Genomic DNA, 18,663 nt, shown 5'->3' on the forward strand with positions numbered 1-18,663 from the left:
GATGGCGACATACGCGCGTTCCGTGCGCCGCGGACTCCCGCGCGCCTCCGGCGGCGACCCCTGGCCGCCCGCCGGGGAGGCCTCTGCGCCCGTGGCCGGCGCAGCGACGCCCGTCGACCCGCCCGCGCCCGTCGACCCGCCCGCGCCCGGCGCGCCACCCGCTTCCGTCGACCCGACGGAAACTGCGCCCACCGGTACCGCATCGATGCAGAACGCGTCGGCTCGAGGTGCTGCGACGCGCCGGGGACTCCCGCGCACGCCGGGTGGCGAGGCCTGGCCGCCCGCGGCGTCGACGGCGCCGGATGCCGCGACCCCGGCCTTCCCCTCCGTCGAGAACCCGCCTCGCGAGGCTCATGACCACGGAGCGGACCCGGTCCTCGTCGACGCGGCTGAGCCCGCGGCATCCACCCCCGCGGCCTCCACAGTGGCGGCCTCCACCGTTGCGGCCTCCGCCGCCGCGGCCTCGGCGGACGACGCAGGCTCCGGCGCGGTCCGCCGCGGCCTCCCGCGCGCCGCCGGCGGAGACGCCTGGCCCCCCGCCGAGACCACGCCCGCCTCGCGCGCCGCGCCTCCCTCTCGCGAGACTGCACGTGGAGTCCGAGACAGCGGTCTCGCGCCGCAGTCTCAGAGCGCGGATGCAGTCTCGGCGTCCTCGGGCGGCGCGCCCGCCACCCCGGAGCCCGCGCCCGCCGCCCCGGCCGCCGCGCCCGCCGCGCCGGCCACGCCGCGCGCACCGCTCGCCGAACGGCCGCTCGCGCACGCCGGTGTCGCCCGGCGGCCGGCCGCGAAGCCGGACCCCGCGCGCATCGGCCCGTTCACGAAGGTGCAGTGGGCCGGCGTGGTCGTCCTCGGCGGCGCCGCGGTCCTCTACGTCGCGGCGATGGCGGTCCTCGCCGTCCGGTGGATCCTCAGTCTCGAACCGCTGCAGGACTTCCTCACCACCTACCCGGGCGAATACCACCTGCCCGAGGGGGCCCCCGTCGGGTTCCCCGCGTGGCTCAACTGGTCGCACTTCCTCAACGCGTTCTTCATCGTGCTCATCATCCGCACCGGGCTGCAGGTCAGGTCCGAGAAGCGACCCGCGGCGTTCTGGATCTCGAAGAAGGACCGCAAGCGTCGCATGAGCCTGACCCTCTGGCTGCACCAGGCCCTCGACGTCCTGTGGCTCGCCAACGGTGTGATCTTCGTCGTGCTGCTGTTCGTAACCGGCCAATGGATGCGGGTGATCCCGACCTCGTGGGAGGTGTTCCCCAACGCGGTGTCGGCGGCTCTCCAGTACGTCTCCCTCGACTGGCCGACCGAGAACGGCTGGGTGAACTACAACGCGCTCCAGCAGCTCGCCTACTTCGCCACCATCTTCATCGCCGCCCCCCTCGCCGCGATCACCGGCTATCGCATGAGTGCGGTGTGGCCGAAGCAGGCGACGACGCTGAACCGGATCTACCCCGTCGAATGGGCGCGCAAGATCCACTTCCCGACGATGCTCTACTTCGTTCTGTTCATCGTCGTCCACGTCGCTCTCGTGCTGTCGACCGGGGCCCTCCGGAACCTCGGCCACATGTACGCGGCGACCGGTTCGACCGACCCCGAGGCGTACGCCGACAACTGGACCGGCTTCTGGCTCTTCGCGCTCTCGATCGCGGTCACCGTTGCGGCCTACGTCGCGATGCGTCCGCTCGTCGTCGCCCCGATCGCCCGCCTGTTCGGCGAGGTCAAGAGCCGCTGACGCAGCCCGGCGCGCGCGTCGGGTGACACATGCACGACCGGCGGCGCTGGTGTCGCCGCCGTGCGCCGCGCAGGCGGCATCCGCCCCACCGGTCGTGCATCCCTCGCCTCACCGGCGCAGCCGGAACAAAGTCCGACGGCGCGGCATCCGAAACGGGATGCCGCGCCGTCGAGTCTCGCGCTCGTGCGTCAGCGCACGAAGCGGACTTCCGTCAGCGTCTCGCCGAGGAAGGGTTCGGTGTGGTTCGCCCCGTCGAGCGTGAACCCGTTGCGCGTGTAGAACCGGTGCGCGCGGGGGTTGTCCTCGGCGACCCAGAGGTACAGGTCGGTGTCGTCCTCGGGCACGACGGCGTCGAACAGGCGCTGGCCGATGCCGGTGCCGTGCCACGCGTCGAGGAGGTAGATGAAGTACAGCTCGCGGTTGCGGGGTGCGTCACGGTCGCGGGCGGGTCCGGACCCAGCGAAGCCCACGATCTCTCCGTTCACGAGGGCGGCGACCATGCGGAAGTCGGGGCCCTGCTGAGCCCAGTGGGTCCACAGCTCGGCGAGTCGGCGGGCCGACACGTTCTCGAGGGCGGCCTTGCTGATGAGGTGGTCGTAGGTCTCGTGCCAGCACGTCGCGTGCACACGGCCGAGGGCTTCCGCATCCACGTCGCGAACGGGACGGACGACGGTGTCGGTCTGCAGTTCGGGCTCCATGGCCAGACTCTACGCACGGCCCGTCGGATCGTGAAATCGACAGTGGCGGGCCTGCACGGGCCGCGCCGGCACTGTCGACAAGCGACAACGGATGCCGCACTGTGCGCGTGTACATGGCTAGGCTCACCGCTCGTGAACGTATGGTGGCGGACCCTGTTGACCCTGATGCGCGCGCGGGTGATGTACCGCCGCCGCGGACCGATTCCGCCCGATGCCGTCGGTCGCGTCCGGCTCCGGACCCTGCCGACCGACATCGACCTGCTCGGCCACATGAACAACGGCCGGTACGCGTCGCTGTTCGATCTCGGCCGGTTCGACCTGCTGACCCGCACCGGCATCTGGCAGACGATGAATGAGCGCGGCTGGTACGGCGTGGTCGCGAGCGAGACCGTCACCTTCCGGAAGTCCCTCCAGCTGTGGCAGCGGTTCACCGTCGAGAGCCGCATCATCGGCCACGACGACAAGGCCGTCTTCCAGATGCACCGTGCCGTGGTGAAGGGAGAGGTCTACGCCGAGATGATCCTGCGCGTCCGGTTCCTCCGCCGCACGGGCGGGATCGTGCCCCTCGAGGAGCTCTTCGACGCCCTGCACCGCCCCGACACCCTGGCTCCGATCCCGCAGTGGATCCAGGACTGGGCCGCGGCATCCGCTCTGCCCTCGACCCGTGCGGAAGCGCCCAGTATCTGGCCCTAGCGCCCGGCCCTCGCGTGTCCCGCCGCGCGCGCCCGAGGCACGCTTAGGCTGAGCCTCATGTCGGACACGTCTGTCGCGCCACAAGCGCCCACCGCCGACCTCGCCGAGCGGGCCATCGCCCTCGCAGAGCGCTGGGTCGCCGAATCCGCCGAGGTCGCTGTCGACCCCGCCGCCGAGCGTCTCGCGGGGGTGCTGAAGGACCCCAACGGCCTGCCGTTCACGCTCGGTTTCGTCGACGGTGTCATGCGGCCGGAGTCGTTGACGGCAGCGGCGACGAATCTGCAGCGGGTCGCCCCGCTCGCGCCGGCCTTCCTGCCCTGGTACCTGCGTGCCGCTGTCCGTGCGGGGGGTGTCGTCGCGCCCCTGCTTCCGACCCCGGTCGTCCCGATCGCCCGACGCGTGCTGCGCGAGATGGTCGGCCACCTCATCGTCGACGCCCGCCCCGACAAGCTCGGCCCGGCGCTCCAGACGCTGCGCGAGTCCGGCGCGCGCCTGAACCTCAACCTCCTCGGCGAAGCCGTCCTGGGCGAGTCGGAGGCGCTCCGTCGCCTCGAAGGCATCCACGAGCTCGTCCGCCGAGACGACGTCGACTACGTCTCGGTCAAGGTGTCGGCCATCGCCAGTCACCTCTCGATGTGGGCCTTCGACGAGATCGTAGAGCGCGTCGTCGAGCGGCTGCGTCCCCTCTACCTGTCGGCGGCGGAGGACGGCACGTTCCTCAACCTCGACATGGAGGAGTACCGCGACCTCGACCTGACGATGGCCGTGTTCATGCGCGTCCTCGACGATCCGCGGCTGCGCGACCTCGAGGCCGGCATCGTGCTGCAGGCCTACCTGCCCGACGCCCTCCCCGCCCTCCGCACGCTGACCGCGTGGGCGCGCGAGCGCGTCGCCGCGGGTGGTGCGCGCATCAAGATCCGTCTCGTCAAGGGCGCGAACCTCGCGATGGAGCACGTCGACGCCGTCATGCACGACTGGCCGGCCGCTCCGTACGACACCAAGCTCGACACGGACGCGAACTACGTCCGCTGCCTCGACGAAGCGCTCCGCCCCGAGAACACCGAGGCCGTGCGCATCGGCGTCGCCGGCCACAACCTCTTCCACATCGCGTACGCCTGGCTGCTCGCCGGTCAGCGCGGCGTGCAGCGCGATCTCGAGGTCGAGATGCTCCTCGGCATGGCGCAGGGCCAGGTGCAGGCCGTCGCGCGCGAGATCGGGCACGTCCTGCTGTACGTCCCGGTGGTGCGCCCCGACGAGTTCGACGTCGCCATCAGCTACCTCGTCCGCCGTCTCGAGGAGAACGCGTCGAACGAGAACTTCCTCTCCGCCGCGTTCGACCTCGCCTTCGACCGCGCCATGTTCGTCCGCGAGCGCGATCGCTTCACGGCGTCGCTCGAGCGCGCCGCCGACCGCGCGCTGACCACGGGCCCGCGGCGCCGCCAGGATCGCACCGCGAACCCCGACGCCGGTGAGAACGCGGTGACGGCGGATGCCGCCCCCGCGACCGACGCCGACGACGCCGCTCTCACGCAGGTCGTCCTCGGGATCGCGGCCAGGGACTCCCGCCCGACCGACCTCGGCGAGACTCAGCCCGCCGATGCCACCGGACGTCCCGCCCTCTTCGGCGGCGACGCGTTCGTCGAGACCGCCGTGTTCTCCTCGCGCGAGACCGCGGTCTCCGCGGGTGCCCCCGGCTTCCGCAATACGGCCGACACCGATCCGGCGCTCCCCGCGAACCGTGAGTGGGCGCGATCGATCCTCGGCAGGGTCGCGACGTCGACGGCGGGGGATGCCGCGATCACCGCCGCCCGCATCGGCACCGAGTCGGAGCTCGAGACGACCCTCGCCCGGGTGACGGCGGCGTCCGACGCGTGGGGTTCGCTGCCGGCTGCGGATCGAGCCGAGGTGCTGCTGCGCGCGGCGCGTGCGCTCGAAGGTCGCCGGGGCGAACTCATCGAGGTCGCGGCATCCGAGACGGGGAAGACCCTTGCCGAAGCGGACGTCGAGGTCAGTGAGGCGGTCGACTTCGCCCGCTACTACGCCGCGACCGCGCGAGAGCTCGACAGCGTCAGCGGCGCGGTCTTCGTGCCGGCCCGTGTGACCGTGGTCACCCCGCCCTGGAACTTCCCCGTCGCGATCCCGGCGGGGGGAGCGCTCGCCGCGCTCGCGGCCGGATCGGGTGTGGTCTTCAAGCCCGCGCCCCAGGCGCGCCGCTGCGCCGCTGTCGTCGCCGAGGCGATCTGGGAGGCGCTCGACGAGGCCGGTGTCGGTCGCGACGTCCTCGCCCTGGTCGACCTCGACGAGGGTGGGCTCGGAAAGCAGCTGATCACGCATCCGGTGGTCGACCGGGTGATCCTCACCGGGTCGTTCGAGACGGCGTCGCTGTTCCGCTCGTGGCGGCCCGACCTTCCGCTGCAGGCCGAGACGAGCGGCAAGAACGCCATGATCGTGATGCCGTCGGCCGACCTCGACCTCGCGGCATCCGATCTCGTCCGTTCGGCGTTCGGTCACGCGGGTCAGAAGTGCTCGGCTGCGTCGATCGCGATCCTCGTCGGCCCGGTCGCCCGGTCGCAGCGTTTCTCTCGTCAGCTGGTGGATGCCGCGACCTCTCTCCGCGTCGGTTCGCCCGAGGACCCGCTGACCGAGGTCGGACCTCTCGTCGAGAAGCCCTCCGGCAAGCTCGCGTGGGCGCTCACGACGCTCGACGAGGACGAGCAGTGGCTCGTCGAGCCGCGCGAACTGCCGAGCGAGCGGTACGACGGTCGACTGTGGAGCCCCGGCATCCGCACCGGGGTGAAGCCGGGGTCGCGCGTGCATCTCGAGGAGTTCTTCGGTCCGGTCCTCGGTGTCATGCACGCGCGTTCGCTCGAGCACGCGATCGAGCTGCAGAACGCCGTCGACTACGGGCTGACCGCCGGGCTCTACACGCAGAACCCCGACGACCTCGCGCTCTGGCTCGACCGCGTCGAAGCCGGCAACCTCTACGTCAACCGCGGCACGACGGGCGCGATCGTCCAGCGTCAGCCGTTCGGCGGCTGGAAGCGCTCATCGGTCGGCGGGGGAGCGAAGGCAGGCGGCCCGAACCACCTCATCGGGCTCGGGTCGTGGCGGCCGACGGCGGGCGCCGGAGCGTCGTCGACTCTGCACCTGAAGGGTCTCGACTCGTCGATCACCGACGTCATCGAGGCCGCGCAGCCCACCCTCGGCTACGAAGCGTTCGAGTGGCTCCGCCGGGCCGCGCTCTCGGATGCCATCGCGTGGAACCGCACCTTCGGCAAGGTCGTCGACGTGTCGCACCTGGGTGTCGAGCGCAACCTGTTCCGGTACCGGCCCGCGAGCGTCGAGATCCGTTCGACGACGGATGCCGCGCCCCAGGCGCTCGTGCGGGCGATCATCGCGGCGGTGCGCGCCGGCTCGGCGTTCACCGTCAGCACGCCGACGGGTCTTCCCGCCATGGTCCGCTCGGCGCTCACGGCGCTGGAGGTTCAGGTGTTCGTCGAATCGAACGAGCAGTGGATCGCGCGGATGGCCGGGCCTGCCGCGGAGGACGGCCCGTCGCGGGCCGATCGCGTGCGGCTGGTCGGGTCCCGCGCCGAGATGGACGAGGTCGCGGGAGCGCTCGCCGTGGCGATCGCCGGCGACCCCGACCTCGCCGTCTACGCCGACGAGATGACGCAGGCGGGGCGCATCGAGCTGCTCCCGTTCCTCCGGGAGCAGGCCATCTCCATCACCGCTCACCGGTTCGGGAACCCCGATCACTGGAGCGAATCGGTCATCTGACGGACTCCGGCGGTCTGATGTGCTTGGATTTATCGATCCGCAGAAGAAAACAACTTATCTTTCTGGATTCGACGGCGTTCGTGTTGTTTGAATAGTCGAGCGCTTCTGGGGAGCGCGCATGGAACACTTCGGGGGGAGTGTGGCCCCGGGTCCGAGATCCTCTGGTCTCGGGCTCGGGGCATCCGTTCGTTCAGGCGTAACGCGGCAGGCGGACGGAGGCCTCGGGGTCCGCGTCGTCGCGTGGCGTCATGAACGAATCGACGAGCGCCCGCACCGTGAGGCCGAGCAGCGTCCACTCGCCCGCCGGGGTGCCGTCGGCTCCCGAGAGCTGATACGTCGGGTGGCCGAGTCGCTCGAGTGACCGGATCGCGAATCCCTCCGCCAGAGCGGCCATCGCCTCGGCGAAGTCCTCGATCGTCAGGCCCTCCCGGAGGCGCATACCGTAGGCGTCGATGACGTACTGGTACACCTCGATGAAGGCTTCGATCGACTCCCGATGCCGCTCGTAGCTGGCCTCGGTCAGCTCGGGCCACGTGTCCGCGGTCGTCCGCAGGGCGAGGGCGACGCGGAACGACTGCGCGTCCAGGAGGTCGGTGGGATCCTCGGTCGTGAGCTCCGAGGCCTGCACGTGCGCGAGCGCTGCCCCGCGGATGATCTCCTCGCCCGAGGCGCCCGCTGCGATCAGCTCATCGACGCGGGCGCGGATCGCATCGGCCGGGCCGGCCACCCGCATCCGCACCATCGCCACAGCGAGGTCGCGGTGGTAGTCGGCCTGGTCGTCCCACAGGCGGTACGCCGCTCCGGTCGTCAGGCCTGCGCGGCGGAGGACGTCCTGCAGCCGGATGTGCTGCACTCCCGCGCTGACCCCGCGTTCGAGGAGCATCTGCATCCCGGCGCGCAGCAGGAGGGCTCTGGTCTGTTCACCCGTGCGTCTGGCCATGGTCTGCATCCTGTCAGTTACCGGCCACCCCGCGCGGCATGCATCCACCGGCTACGGCGTCGGTGCGACCTGCCATGATGGAATCCGGCGTGCCCGATCCGTCGGCTTCTGCAAGCTCCGTCGGGCCTCTGGACAGCGTCCGCCGCCCCGGAGACGAGGAGCGAGAATGACGACGCAGTCCGACACGGTCACCCGCATCGCCCAGCACCGTCGATACCTGATGTGCCGGCCCGAGCACTTCACGGTGTCGTACAGCATCAATCCGTGGATGGAGCCCTCGCGGCCCACCGACACCGCGAGAGCCGTGCGCCAGTGGCAGGCGCTTTACGACGCGTACGTCGCGCTCGGCCACGAGGTCGAGCTCATCGACGCGGTGCCGGGTCTGCCCGACATGGTCTACACCGCGAACGGCGGTTTCATCGTGGGCGGTCGGGCGTTGGGCGTCCGCTTCCGCGTCGACGAAAGGCGCGGCGAGGAGCGTCCGTTCATGGACTGGTTCGCCGCGCACGGCTTCGAGGTCGTCGAACCCGTCGAGGTCCAGGAGGGCGAGGGCGATTTCCTGCTCGTCGGCGACACGATCCTCGCCGGGACCGGGTTCCGCTCCGTCGGCGACAGCCACCGCGAGCTGGCTCGGGTCTTCGAGCGCGAGGTCGTCTCGCTGCGCCTCGTCGACCCGCGGTTCTACCACCTCGACACCGCGATCACCGTGCTCGATCCCGTCGAGGGACCGGGCGGCGTCGAGCGGGCCAACATCGCCTACCTCCCCTCCGCCTTCGACGACGAGTCGCGTCGGATCCTCGCCGAGCGCTATCCCGACGCGATCCAGGTGTCGGATGCCGACGGTGCCGTCTTCGGGCTGAACGCGGCCAGCGACGGACTCCACGTCTTCGTCTCGCCCCGCGCGACCGCCTTCGCCGCGCAGCTCGAGGAGCGCGGCTACGTCCCCGTCCCCATCGACCTGTCCGAGCTGCTGCTCGGCGGCGGCGGCATCAAGTGCTGCACGCTCGAACTGCGCGGAGGTGCGCGATGACCGATCTCGATCTGCCCACGTCGGACGCCGTGATCTCGGCCGAAGAGGCCCACGTCGCCCACAACTACCACCCGCTCCCGGTTGTCGTCGCCGAGGGCGAGGGTTCGTGGGTGACCGACGTCGAGGGCAAGCGGTACCTCGACCTGCTGTCGGCCTACTCGGCGCTCAACTTCGGGCACCGGCATCCGGCCCTCGTCGCCGCGGCGACCGAGCAGCTTGGCCGGCTCACGCTCACGAGCCGCGCGTTCCACAACGACCGGCTCGGCGCCTTCGCCGCGGCGCTCGCCGAGCTGTCGGGCAAGGACATGGTCCTGCCGATGAACACCGGCGCCGAAGCGGTCGAGACCGGCATCAAAGTCGCCCGCGCGTGGGCGTACCGGGTGAAGGGCGTCCCCGAGGGGCGTGCCAAGATCCTCGTCGCGTCGGGCAACTTCCACGGTCGGACGACCACGATCGTCGGCTTCAGCGACGACCCGCAGGCGCGGGACGGCTTCGGCCCGTTCGCGCCCGGATTCGAGATCATGCCCTACGGGGATGCCGCGGCGCTCACCGCGGCAATCGACGACGACACCGCCGCGGTGCTGATCGAGCCCATCCAGGGCGAGGCCGGCGTCGTCATCCCGCCGGACGGGTACCTGCGCGCCGTCCGCGAGGCGTGCACGGCGGCGAATGTCCTCTTCGTCGCCGATGAGATCCAGTCGGGGCTCGGCCGGGTCGGCACGACGTTCGCGTGCGAGCGCGAGGGTGTGGTGCCCGACCTGTACCTGCTCGGCAAGGCGCTGGGCGGCGGCATCCTGCCGGTGTCGGCCGTCGTCGGCGACCGCGACGTCCTCGGGGTGATCCACCCCGGCGAGCACGGGTCGACCTTCGGTGGCAATCCGCTCGCCGCAGCCGTCGGGCTCGCCGTCGTCGAGATGCTCGCGACCGGAGACCTGCAGCGTCGCGCGCTCGCGCTCGGCGACCACCTGCGCGCGCGCCTCGAGCCGCTGATCGGCGCGGGTGTCACGGGGATCCGCGTCGCGGGCCTCTGGGCGGGCGTCGACATCGACCCGGCGAAGGGGGCCGGGCGCGAGGTCGCGGAGCGGCTCCTCGCACGCGGCGTCCTGGTCAAGGACACGCACGGTCAGACGATCCGCATGGCGCCGCCGCTGATCATCCGCGCCACCGAGATCGACTGGGCCGTCGAGCAGCTGCGCCTCGCGCTCGCGGACTGACCGCACGGCGAAACACTCCGGCAACACCGCCCGGATTAGGCTCGTCGCATGGGTGACCTCTTCGACGGATACGGCTCCACGCTGGCGCCTCGCAAGACCCCGTCCGGTATTCCGGCGTTCGACGAGATGTTCGCCGAGATCGCGCACCCGGGCGAGGCGGCCCGGTCCCGATCGTCGTATCGCGAGCTCTATCAGGCGCTCGCGCAGATGACCCAGGAGGAGCTGCGCGGGCGCACCGAATCGCTCGCCAGTTCGTACCTCGCGCAGGGCGTCACGTTCGACTTCGCGGGCGAGGAGCGACCCTTCCCGTTGGATGCCGTGCCCCGCGTCATCGCCTACGACGAGTGGTCGCGCATCGAGAAGGGCGTGCAGCAGCGCGTCCGCGCGCTCGAGGCCTTCCTCGACGACGCCTACGGGCACCAGCACGTCGTCCGCGACGGCGTGCTGCCGGCGAAGCTGATCGCGTCGTCGCAGTACTTCTACCGTCAGGCCGCCGGCATCCGTCCCGCCAACGGCGTCCGCATCCAGGTCTCCGGCATCGACCTCATCCGCGACGAGCACGGCGAGATGCGCGTTCTCGAGGACAACGTCCGCGTGCCGTCGGGGGTGAGCTACGTCATCTCGAACCGCCGGGTCATGGCGCAGACGTTGCCCGAGCTCTTCGTCTCGATGCGCGTGCGGCCGGTCGGCGACTACCCGAACAAGCTGCTGCAGGCGCTCCGCAACTCCGCCCCTCCCGGGGTCGACGACCCGAACGTCGTCGTCCTCACGCCGGGCGTCTACAACTCCGCGTACTTCGAGCACACGCTCCTCGCGCGGCTCATGGGCGTCGAACTCGTCGAGGGGCGCGACCTGGTCTGCCAGGGCGGCCGGGTGTTCATGCGCACGACGCGCGGACCGCGCCGCGTCGACGTCATCTACCGCCGCGTCGACGACGACTTCCTCGACCCGCTGCAGTTCCGGGCCGACTCGATGCTCGGCGCCCCCGGGCTCATGCTCGCCGCACGGCTCGGGAACGTCACGATCGCGAACGCGGTGGGCAACGGCGTCGCCGACGACAAGCTGCTCTACACGTACGTTCCCGATCTCATCCGGTACTACCTCGCCGAGGAACCGATCCTCAAGAACGTCGACACCTGGCGCCTCGAGGATCCGGGCGCCCTCGAAGAGGTGCTCGACCGGCTCGACGAGCTCGTCGTGAAGCCCGTGGACGGCTCCGGCGGCAAGGGGCTCGTCGTAGGCCCCGACGCGAGTCCCGCCGAACTCGACGCGCTCCGCACGAAGCTCCGCGCCGATCCGCGCGGCTGGATCGCACAGCCCGTCGTGATGCTCTCCACGATCCCGACCCTGGTCGACGACGGGATGCGTCCGCGCCACGCCGATCTGCGCCCCTTCGCCGTCAACACCGGCGACGAGGTGTGGGTGCTCCCCGGCGGGCTGACGCGCGTCGCCCTCCCCGAGGGGCAGCTCGTGGTCAACTCGAGCCAGGGCGGCGGCTCGAAGGACACCTGGATCGTCGGCGGCGACGCGCCGAATCGCGGCGAGTACGGGCAGTCGCAGTCCCTCGCCGGTCTCGTCGCCGAGCAGGCCACCGCGACCTCGGCCATCCCGATCATCTACGACGCACAGGACGAGCCGGATCACTCCCCGCAGGATCGGCCGCGCACGCTGTCCGAACAGCAGGAGCAGCAGCAGCAGGGCAGTGACGCCGAGGGAGGGGATGAGGGATGCTGAGCCGCATCGCCGAGAGCCTGTTCTGGATCGGCCGCTACATCGAACGATCCGACGGCACCGCCCGCATCCTCGACGTGCACCTGCAGCTCCTCCTCGAGGACCCGTGGATCGACGAGGACATCGCGTGCCGGTCGCTCATGGGCGTCATGGGTGCGACGCCCCCGAAGGGCGGCGGGGAGGTCACCCGCACCCACGTGCTCACACTCCTGGCCGTTGACCGGGTCAACCCGTCGTCGATCGCGTACTGCCTGCAGGCGGCCCGCGAGAACGCCCGTCGGGCGCGGGAGATCGTGTCGACCGAGCTCTGGGAGACGCTCAACACGACGTACTCCCGGATGCCGCGCCGCCTCAATGACGAGAAGACCCACGAGTTCTTCCAGTGGGTCCGCGAACGGGCCGCGCTCGCCGTCGGCGTCACCGACAACTCGTCGAGCCACGACGAGGCGTGGCAGTTCTTCACGCTCGGTCGGGCCATCGAGCGCACCGACATGACCGCGCGGATGCTGGCGACGAGGTCGCTGACCGAGGCATCCGGTCCGTCCTGGACGACCATCCTGCGCTCGTGCGGCGCGTACGAGGCGTACCTCCGGACCTACCGCGGGATGCCGAGCTCGCAGAACGCGGCGGAGTTCCTGCTGCTCGACCGGCTCTTCCCGCGGTCGATCATCCACTCGATCCGCACGGCCGAGCAGTGCATGAGCGCGATCGACCCCGTAGCCGATCGCGTCGGGCACTCCAACTCGGTGCTGAGGGCTCTCGGGCGTATGCGCAACGAACTCGAGTACCGCCCGATCGACGAGGTGCTCGCCGAGCTCCCCGCCCACATGCAGAGCGTGCAGTCGGTGACGCGCGAGGCGTCCGAGGCCATCCGGGCGCGGTTCTTCCCGACCCAGGCCGAACCCAGTTGGATCGGAGAGACCTCATGAAGCGCCTGCGCATCGAGCACACGACCGGTTTCGACTACCCGGGCGAGGTGGGGGCGTCGTACAACGAGGCGCGGATGCTGCCGACGACGAGCGACAGTCAGTTCGTCCTGAGCTCCCAGCTCGACATCGACCCGTCGACGAACGTGAACTACTTCGTCGACTACTTCGGCACGCGGGTGGCGGCCTTCGACGTGCTCGCCAAGCATTCGGCCCTGCAGATCACGGCGCGCTCGCTCGTCGAGGTGCGCGCACGGCCGCTGACCCACCCCGACATGTCGTGGGACGCTCTGGCGCGCGACGCTCAGCGGTCGATCGGCACGGTCGAGATGCTGTCGCAGACGCGGCGCACCGAGCCGCATCCCGAGGTCGCCGACCTCGCCGCGGGCATCGCCGCCCAGCACGAGAACCCCTCGCACGCGGCCCTGGCGATCGCGACGGCGATCGGTCAGGCCGTCGAGTACGTGCCGGGTGCGACCGAGGTGCAGTCGACCGGCGCCGAGGCATGGGCCGAGCGGAAGGGCGTGTGCCAGGACATGGCGCACATCGCCCTCGGCGCGCTGCGCTCGGTCGGCATCCCGGCGCGCTACGTGTCGGGATACCTGCACCCGAACCCCACCGCCGAGGTCGGCGTCCCCGTCATCGGGGAGTCGCACGCATGGATCGAGTGGTACGCGGGGTCCTGGCACGGCTTCGACCCGACGAACGACGCCGAGATCGGCGATCGTCACGTGACGGTCGGTCGCGGGCGCGACTACAACGACGTGCCGCCGCTGCGCGGCGTCTACGCGGGCCCGTTCAAGAGCCGTCTCGAGGTGAAGGTCCTCATCACCCGCGAGGCCTGATCGCGCGGACGAGGCTCCCCGTCAGGCGGGGGAGTCGTTCGGGTCGAGGGCTTTGAGGGTGTCCTCCTCGACGGCGTTGTCGGCGTCGAGCTGATTCTCGGTGCCCTCGTCGCCGCCGGTCGGGTCGTCCTGTTCGGGGGTCGTGGATGCGTCGCTCATGGCGGTGACGCTACGCACCGCGGGCCGCGGCATCCGCCCCCTTGACAGTCGGCCGCCGAGGGGAGGGGCTCGGGGCCGGGACTTCCCCCGAAGTCGACCGGTCCCCGATCCGCCGAATCGAAGCCTGATCCGACGGTTCCCCCGTGGCATACGATACGGGCGCGGCGGCGGGCGGGAAGGCGCTCGAGCGCCGCGATCCGGCGCGGATACGGTCGTCGCCCCGGTCGGGCCTTCCGATCGGCCGCCGAGTTTCATTCGATTGAGTGAACCATTCCTCCACCGGCTCGACGTAACCGCTGAGAGGCGTCAGTCGTGGCATGCTCCTAGGCGACCCGCACCGAACCGGACCTCGCCGCATCACGGAAACACGCCCCGATGACTTCACCCCCGCTCGTCACGACCGACACCGCGAACTCGCACATCGCCCTGCAGGGATCCGCCCGCGCCTCGTGGTTCTTCGTCGTCGCGGTCTTCCTCACGACGGTCGTCCAGGCCCTCGTCTCACCGACCGTCGCGTTGCTTGAGGGAGGCCAGCCGTGGCCGCTCCCCGTGCCGGTCGGGGCCGTGTACGTCCTCCTGACCCTCGGCTGCGCCGTGCAGGCCGGCGTCCTCTTCCTGTCCCAGCGGCTGCCGCGCTCCACGATCGTCGTCGTCGTCGGCATCCACCTCGCCCTGGCGACGGGACTCTCGGTGCCGACGTGGCTCATGGGGATGTCCCTGCCGATCTCGGTGGCGATCTTCCTCGCGGCGACGCGGTTGGCCGCCGCCCGGGCCATCGCCTGGTGCGTCGTGGTGATCCTGGCCGAGTCCGTCGTCCTGCTCTGGTGGGTCATGACGACGGGTGCGAGCCTCACCGCAGCGGTCGGGTGGATGGCGGCCCAGGTCGTGTCGATGGCGGCCCCGGCGGTCGGCGGGACGGCGCTCGGCCTCTGGTGGTCGGTGAAGGCGAGACGGATGCGGGTGGCCCGGCAGCAGGCTGAACTCGCCGCGCGTGAGCACGATGACCGCGTCGCCGATGCGCAGCGCCGCGAGCGGGCCCGGATCGCGCAGGAGCTCCACGACATCGCCGGGCAGCACCTCGCAGGACTCATCACGCTCGCCGACGCCGCCCTGAAGGTCGCGCCGACGCACGCCGGCCAGGCGTTGGCGTTGATGCAGGACGTCCGCGACGAGGGTCGGTTCGCGGCGGCGGGACTCGCCGGAGCCCTCGCGGATCTGCGCGCAGGCGACGTCGGCCCGTCCGACGCCACGCAGGACCTGCGGCATCTCGAGGAGCTGGTCGGCTTCTGGCGTGCGCGTGGTGTCGCCGTCGCGCTCACGGCGACCGGCGATCTCGACTCCCTTCCCGCCGTGGTCTCGGCGACGGCGTTCCGCTGCACGCAGGAGGCGCTGACGAACGCCGCGAAGCATGCGCCCGGGGCGCCGGTCGACGTCAGGATCTCGCGGAACGCCGTCAGCATCGCTGTCACGGTCTCGAACGGACCCGCCGTCCCGGTCGGCGACCTGTCCGGCATCGGGCTCGGGTGGGGCCTCGGCGGCATCCGTGAGCGGGTCGAGATCCTGGGCGGCTCGTTCTCGGCAGGAGCGGATGCCGGTGGCGGCTGGACCCTGGCCGTCGGCATCCCGGTCGCCTCGGACGAGGGGACGGCGCCGTGACCGCCCCGCGTGCGCCGATCCGGGTCCTCATCGCGGACGACAACAGGTCGGTCCGGAAGGGCCTCCGCCTCCAGCTCGAAGCCGCCGGCGGCATCTGCATCGTCGGCGAGGTCGGCAACGGTCTCGATGCGGTGCGCGTCGCGCAGGCCGAGACGGTGGACGTCGTGCTCATGGACATGCAGATGCCGGGCATGAACGGCGCGGATGCCACGCGGCGGCTGCTCGCTGCCGAGGGCGACGTGCCCGCGGTCATCGTGATGACGAGCTTCGCGGTCGACGGCTACATCACCGACGCGATCGACGCGGGCGCGGTCGGATATCTCCTGAAGAGCTACGACTCCGACCAGGTGGTCGCCGCCGTCGAGGCCGCGGCACGCGGCGAGTCGATCGTGTCGCCGCGTGCCATCGCACCGGTTCTCCGGGAGTTCGTCCGACGGCGCGGCCCCGATCCGGACGTCGAGCGGCTCGCCTCGCTGAGCCCCGCGGAGCGGCGCGTGGTCGCCCTGCTCGCCTCGGGGATCACCGCGAACGAGGCGATCGCGGCATCGCTGCACGTCTCCGTCCACACGGTGCGGACGCAGTTGCAGTCGGCGCTGCGCAAGGTCGGCGTCGCGGACCGGACGCAGCTCGCGCTGTGGGGTGTCCGCAACCGGCTCGGCTGAGGGGGCGCGGGGCGGATCCGCGCTCAGGCCCTCGGGTCACCCGCCGGCGCCGTGCTCGTCGACGTGCCCCGTCAGGGGCCTCGTCCGGCGCTCGGTCAGGGGGTCTGCGGGGCGAGGACGGTTCGGCGGTAGGTGCCCGGCGCCAGGTCGAGGCCGATCCGCTGACCGACGACGTCGACGGTGATCGATCTCGCCCTCCGGTCGAGGTTGGCCGCCAGCACGGTCGTCCCGGAGGGGCACCGGCCGCCGACCGCCCAGACGAGACCGTCCGCGCTCTCGCCCGTGAGCAGCGTGGAGCCGGAGAGGTCCGCCAGGTCGCTGATGGCGGCGGCGACGGGGCGGTCCACGCCGTCCGATGAGCGGATGCCGAGAGGCCCCCACTCCTCGAACCATGTGAGCGACGCGACTCCGGGCACGGCGAGGGCGGCTGCGCTCGCGACCGTCCAGGCGGCGAGCTCGGGGGCGTCCTGGCGGGGATCGGTCCTGCCGGTGACAGCGGCACCGTAGCCCTCGGCGAGATCACGGCGCGTGGGAGCGGGTTGCGGACCGGTGGCGACATCGTTGAAGCGGGGGTGCAGGGAGACCGGCCCGATGTGGACCGGTAGGCCTGCTGCCGTGTCGACCGTCTGGCGGGCGACCAGCCGTTGCATCGCGATGGATTCGACGAGCTGCTCCGTTCCGGTGGCGTGGAACAGCGGCGTGACGGTCGTCGTCAGACCGTCGAGGCCCTCGGGGAGCCGGTGGTGTTGCCGGTTCAGTTCGGTGAAGTGCGAGCGGGATCCGCCGACCACGGGAGCGTCGATCCCGGCATCTGCAAGGGCTCGGCGAAGGGCCGCGACGGCGTCGCCGTCGGACACGTGCCGCGCCGGTCCCGAGGCTTGGAAGGCCGCGACGCGCAGGAGCTGGATGCCCCGCAGCGCCGCTACGGCGTCGCGCAGGGCCTTCTTCGCGCCAGCACCCTCGCCGACAGTGAACCGGACGTCGACGGGGAGACCCGCCGTTCGGGCGCGGGCGAGCGCGGCGGGCCAGGTGGGGGTGGCGAGGTCGAGTTCGACGAGCACGCCCTGGCCCACGCGCCGGACCGGGGGTGCGGGGTCCGGCGCACTCGCGGCACCGAGGATCACCGCGGGAAATGCGTCGGCGGGCCGCAGGTCGATGACCGTGTCGGACGTGCCTTCCTGCGCGTGCATCTGTCCGGTGACGGTCACCGTGACGCTCTGGCGCACGCGCGTCCCCGCGGTGAGACGGTACGGGAAAGGCAGGTCGAGCGGTCGGCTGTAGGTCTTGAAGGAGGCATCCGTCCAGTTGCGCTGGTCCTCCATCTCGAACACGTCCCCGTCGAGGTGCGCGTCGATCAGGGCTCCGCGAACGGCCCATCGCAGCGCGGCGACGTCGGTCACGGGCTGGTGCGGACTGATCGCGGCCGGGAACTCCGTCTGCGAGACGCGCCCGTCGGAATGACGCACCTCGAGCGGAGTTCCGGCGACCGACGGCGGGTGCAGCACAACCAGACCCGTGCGGTTCGTCGCGAACTCCTCGCGGGTCTCGAGATCGAGCACGGCCCTCAGCCCCGCGGCCCGCGCCTCGAGGCGCAAGACGCCGGCGACGGAGCAGCCGAGTCCCTCGGAGTGCACATGGAGCGTCAGGCTGACCTCCGTCGTCCGCATGCGGTCGACGACCAGATCGGCCGAGTTCCAGTCCGCGTCGCGGACGACGGCTCGGATGCTGCGGAGTACCGTCGTGCCGTCATGGGAGATGTCGGCGAGTTCGTCCCCGCGAACCTCGACCGTCCAGGGGCCGCTCCGCCACGTCGGATGCTCGGTGTGCCAGCTCATGTCAGAGCGAGGTCATCCCGCCGTCGACCTGAAAGGTCGCGCCCGTCGCGAACGATCCGTCGTCACTCGCGAGGTAGACCATGATGCCGGCGACGTCGTCGGGCGTGCCGGCGCGTCCGATCGGGATCCGGCCGACGATCGCGGCGCGGGACTCGGGGTCTTCGCTGATGGCCGAGACGAGCGGCGTCTCGGTGTAGGCGGGTTGCACCGTGTTCACCCGGATGCCGCGGTCGGCGTAGGCCGCCGCGACCGTGCGCGAGAGCCCGTGCATGCCCGCCTTCGACGCGCTGTAGGCGGTGAAGTCCTTGCCTTCGCCGTTCACGGCCGTGGGGCTCCCGGTGAGGATGATCGACCCGCCACCGAGGGCGAGCATCGTCCGGACGGCGTACTTGACAGTGAGGAACGCGCCGGTGAGGTTCACGTCGATCGTGCGACGCCAGACGTCGAGGTCGAGATCGGCGGCCTGCGCGTCCTGCCCGAAGAGTTGGATGCCGGCGTTCGCCACGACCACGTTCGGCGCCCAGCCGGCATCCGTCGCGGCGGCGAACCCGGCGGCGACCGACGCTTCGTCGGAGATGTCCATCGTGACGGCCATCGCGGCGTCGCCGATGGCGGCCGCGGTCGCCTGCGCGCCGTCGCCGTTGCGATCGGCGAGGACGACGCGCGCTCCCTCGCGGGCGAAGCGCTCGGCCACGGCGGCACCGATGCCGAGGGCGCCGCCGGTGACGAGCGCGGTCTTGCCGGCGAGTCGGGTCATGTCGGTCATCT

At 71.4% G+C, this 18,663-nt stretch carries 15 protein-coding genes; 10 read left to right on the forward strand and 5 right to left on the reverse strand.

Annotated features, from left to right (window positions below; all coding sequences use genetic code 11):
- Position 1 precedes the first annotated feature (1 nt).
- Positions 2–1,726, forward strand: coding sequence for a cytochrome b/b6 domain-containing protein (locus tag BLR68_RS07605; RefSeq protein WP_018187425.1), 1,725 nt, complete (start codon positions 2–4; stop codon positions 1,724–1,726).
- A gap of 188 nt (positions 1,727–1,914) precedes the next feature.
- Here BLR68_RS07605 and BLR68_RS07610 read toward each other — a convergent pair whose 3' ends face one another.
- Positions 1,915–2,424: a GNAT family N-acetyltransferase gene (locus BLR68_RS07610; protein ID WP_018187424.1), complete on the reverse strand. Its 510-nt coding sequence runs from the start codon at positions 2,422–2,424 to the stop codon at positions 1,915–1,917.
- Between the two features lie 132 nt (positions 2,425–2,556).
- Here BLR68_RS07610 and BLR68_RS07615 point away from each other — a divergent pair, with 132 nt between their 5' ends.
- The gene (locus tag BLR68_RS07615) at positions 2,557–3,117 is read left to right on the forward strand and encodes an acyl-CoA thioesterase (RefSeq protein ID WP_026302916.1); all 561 of its coding nucleotides are present in this window, start codon (positions 2,557–2,559) and stop codon (positions 3,115–3,117) included.
- Positions 3,118–3,174: 57 nt separating this feature from the next.
- Complete coding sequence (locus BLR68_RS07620) at positions 3,175–6,897, forward strand: proline dehydrogenase family protein (RefSeq protein WP_018187422.1); 3,723 nt, start codon at positions 3,175–3,177, stop codon at positions 6,895–6,897.
- Between the two features lie 190 nt (positions 6,898–7,087).
- Here BLR68_RS07620 and BLR68_RS07625 read toward each other — a convergent pair whose 3' ends face one another.
- Positions 7,088–7,837, reverse strand: coding sequence for a hypothetical protein (locus BLR68_RS07625; protein ID WP_018187421.1), 750 nt, complete (start codon positions 7,835–7,837; stop codon positions 7,088–7,090).
- A 166-nt stretch (positions 7,838–8,003) separates the two neighbouring features.
- Between BLR68_RS07625 and ddaH the strand changes: the two genes are divergently transcribed.
- From ddaH to BLR68_RS07650, 5 genes are read left to right on the forward strand one after another with little or no spacing between them, the layout of a single operon-like run.
- Entirely contained in the window at positions 8,004–8,867 is an 864-nt protein-coding gene (gene ddaH / locus BLR68_RS07630; RefSeq protein ID WP_018187420.1) for a dimethylargininase, read from the forward strand.
- Positions 8,864–10,081 (forward strand): ornithine--oxo-acid transaminase, encoded by a 1,218-nt coding sequence (gene rocD / locus BLR68_RS07635; RefSeq protein WP_018187419.1) that lies wholly within the window; start codon positions 8,864–8,866, stop codon positions 10,079–10,081. The genes ddaH and rocD overlap by 4 nt, the downstream gene beginning before the upstream one ends.
- A gap of 48 nt (positions 10,082–10,129) precedes the next feature.
- Positions 10,130–11,815: a circularly permuted type 2 ATP-grasp protein gene (locus BLR68_RS07640; protein ID WP_018187418.1), complete on the forward strand. Its 1,686-nt coding sequence runs from the start codon at positions 10,130–10,132 to the stop codon at positions 11,813–11,815.
- On the forward strand, positions 11,809–12,741 hold the full coding sequence (locus BLR68_RS07645; protein WP_018187417.1) for an alpha-E domain-containing protein: 933 nt from the start codon (positions 11,809–11,811) through the stop codon (positions 12,739–12,741). The genes BLR68_RS07640 and BLR68_RS07645 overlap by 7 nt, the downstream gene beginning before the upstream one ends.
- Positions 12,738–13,583: a transglutaminase family protein gene (locus BLR68_RS07650; RefSeq protein WP_018187416.1), complete on the forward strand. Its 846-nt coding sequence runs from the start codon at positions 12,738–12,740 to the stop codon at positions 13,581–13,583. The genes BLR68_RS07645 and BLR68_RS07650 overlap by 4 nt, the downstream gene beginning before the upstream one ends.
- 21 nt (positions 13,584–13,604) lie before the next feature.
- Here the strand turns inward: BLR68_RS07650 and BLR68_RS17965 are convergent, their stop codons facing one another.
- Positions 13,605–13,742, reverse strand: coding sequence for a hypothetical protein (locus BLR68_RS17965; protein ID WP_018187415.1), 138 nt, complete (start codon positions 13,740–13,742; stop codon positions 13,605–13,607).
- A gap of 375 nt (positions 13,743–14,117) precedes the next feature.
- Between BLR68_RS17965 and BLR68_RS07655 the strand changes: the two genes are divergently transcribed.
- Together BLR68_RS07655 and BLR68_RS07660 are read left to right on the forward strand one after the other, a co-directional pair.
- Positions 14,118–15,398, forward strand: coding sequence for a sensor histidine kinase (locus BLR68_RS07655; protein WP_018187414.1), 1,281 nt, complete (start codon positions 14,118–14,120; stop codon positions 15,396–15,398).
- On the forward strand, positions 15,395–16,060 hold the full coding sequence (locus BLR68_RS07660; protein WP_018187413.1) for a response regulator transcription factor: 666 nt from the start codon (positions 15,395–15,397) through the stop codon (positions 16,058–16,060). Before BLR68_RS07655 ends, BLR68_RS07660 begins: the two co-directional genes overlap by 4 nt.
- A 95-nt stretch (positions 16,061–16,155) precedes the next feature.
- Here the strand turns inward: BLR68_RS07660 and BLR68_RS07665 are convergent, their stop codons facing one another.
- Together BLR68_RS07665 and BLR68_RS07670 are read right to left on the reverse strand one after the other, a co-directional pair.
- Positions 16,156–17,895 (reverse strand): D-apionate lactonase family protein, encoded by a 1,740-nt coding sequence (locus tag BLR68_RS07665; protein WP_018187412.1) that lies wholly within the window; start codon positions 17,893–17,895, stop codon positions 16,156–16,158.
- A 1-nt stretch (position 17,896) separates the two neighbouring features.
- Positions 17,897–18,652: an SDR family NAD(P)-dependent oxidoreductase gene (locus tag BLR68_RS07670; RefSeq protein ID WP_026302914.1), complete on the reverse strand. Its 756-nt coding sequence runs from the start codon at positions 18,650–18,652 to the stop codon at positions 17,897–17,899.
- Positions 18,653–18,663 lie beyond the last annotated feature (11 nt).

This window comes from Microbacterium sp. 77mftsu3.1 (assembly GCF_900100525.1).
GTDB lineage: Bacteria > Actinomycetota > Actinomycetes > Actinomycetales > Microbacteriaceae > Microbacterium > Microbacterium aquilitoris.

Excerpts from the sequence above, each read along its gene's own strand:
- BLR68_RS07655 (WP_018187414.1), top strand. The coding sequence starts at position 14,118 with ATGACTTCACCCCCGCTCGTCACGACCGACACCGCGAACTCGCACATC.
- BLR68_RS07610 (WP_018187424.1), bottom strand. The coding sequence starts at position 2,424 with ATGGAGCCCGAACTGCAGACCGACACCGTCGTCCGTCCCGTTCGCGAC.
- BLR68_RS07605 (WP_018187425.1), top strand. The coding sequence starts at position 2 with ATGGCGACATACGCGCGTTCCGTGCGCCGCGGACTCCCGCGCGCCTCC.
- BLR68_RS07665 (WP_018187412.1), bottom strand. The coding sequence starts at position 17,895 with ATGAGCTGGCACACCGAGCATCCGACGTGGCGGAGCGGCCCCTGGACG.
- BLR68_RS07625 (WP_018187421.1), bottom strand. The coding sequence starts at position 7,837 with ATGGCCAGACGCACGGGTGAACAGACCAGAGCCCTCCTGCTGCGCGCC.
- BLR68_RS07670 (WP_026302914.1), bottom strand. The coding sequence starts at position 18,652 with ATGACCCGACTCGCCGGCAAGACCGCGCTCGTCACCGGCGGCGCCCTC.
- BLR68_RS17965 (WP_018187415.1), bottom strand. The coding sequence starts at position 13,742 with ATGAGCGACGCATCCACGACCCCCGAACAGGACGACCCGACCGGCGGC.
- BLR68_RS07620 (WP_018187422.1), top strand. The coding sequence starts at position 3,175 with ATGTCGGACACGTCTGTCGCGCCACAAGCGCCCACCGCCGACCTCGCC.
- rocD (WP_018187419.1), top strand. The coding sequence starts at position 8,864 with ATGACCGATCTCGATCTGCCCACGTCGGACGCCGTGATCTCGGCCGAA.
- ddaH (WP_018187420.1), top strand. The coding sequence starts at position 8,004 with ATGACGACGCAGTCCGACACGGTCACCCGCATCGCCCAGCACCGTCGA.
- BLR68_RS07645 (WP_018187417.1), top strand. The coding sequence starts at position 11,809 with ATGCTGAGCCGCATCGCCGAGAGCCTGTTCTGGATCGGCCGCTACATC.
- BLR68_RS07650 (WP_018187416.1), top strand. The coding sequence starts at position 12,738 with ATGAAGCGCCTGCGCATCGAGCACACGACCGGTTTCGACTACCCGGGC.
- BLR68_RS07640 (WP_018187418.1), top strand. The coding sequence starts at position 10,130 with ATGGGTGACCTCTTCGACGGATACGGCTCCACGCTGGCGCCTCGCAAG.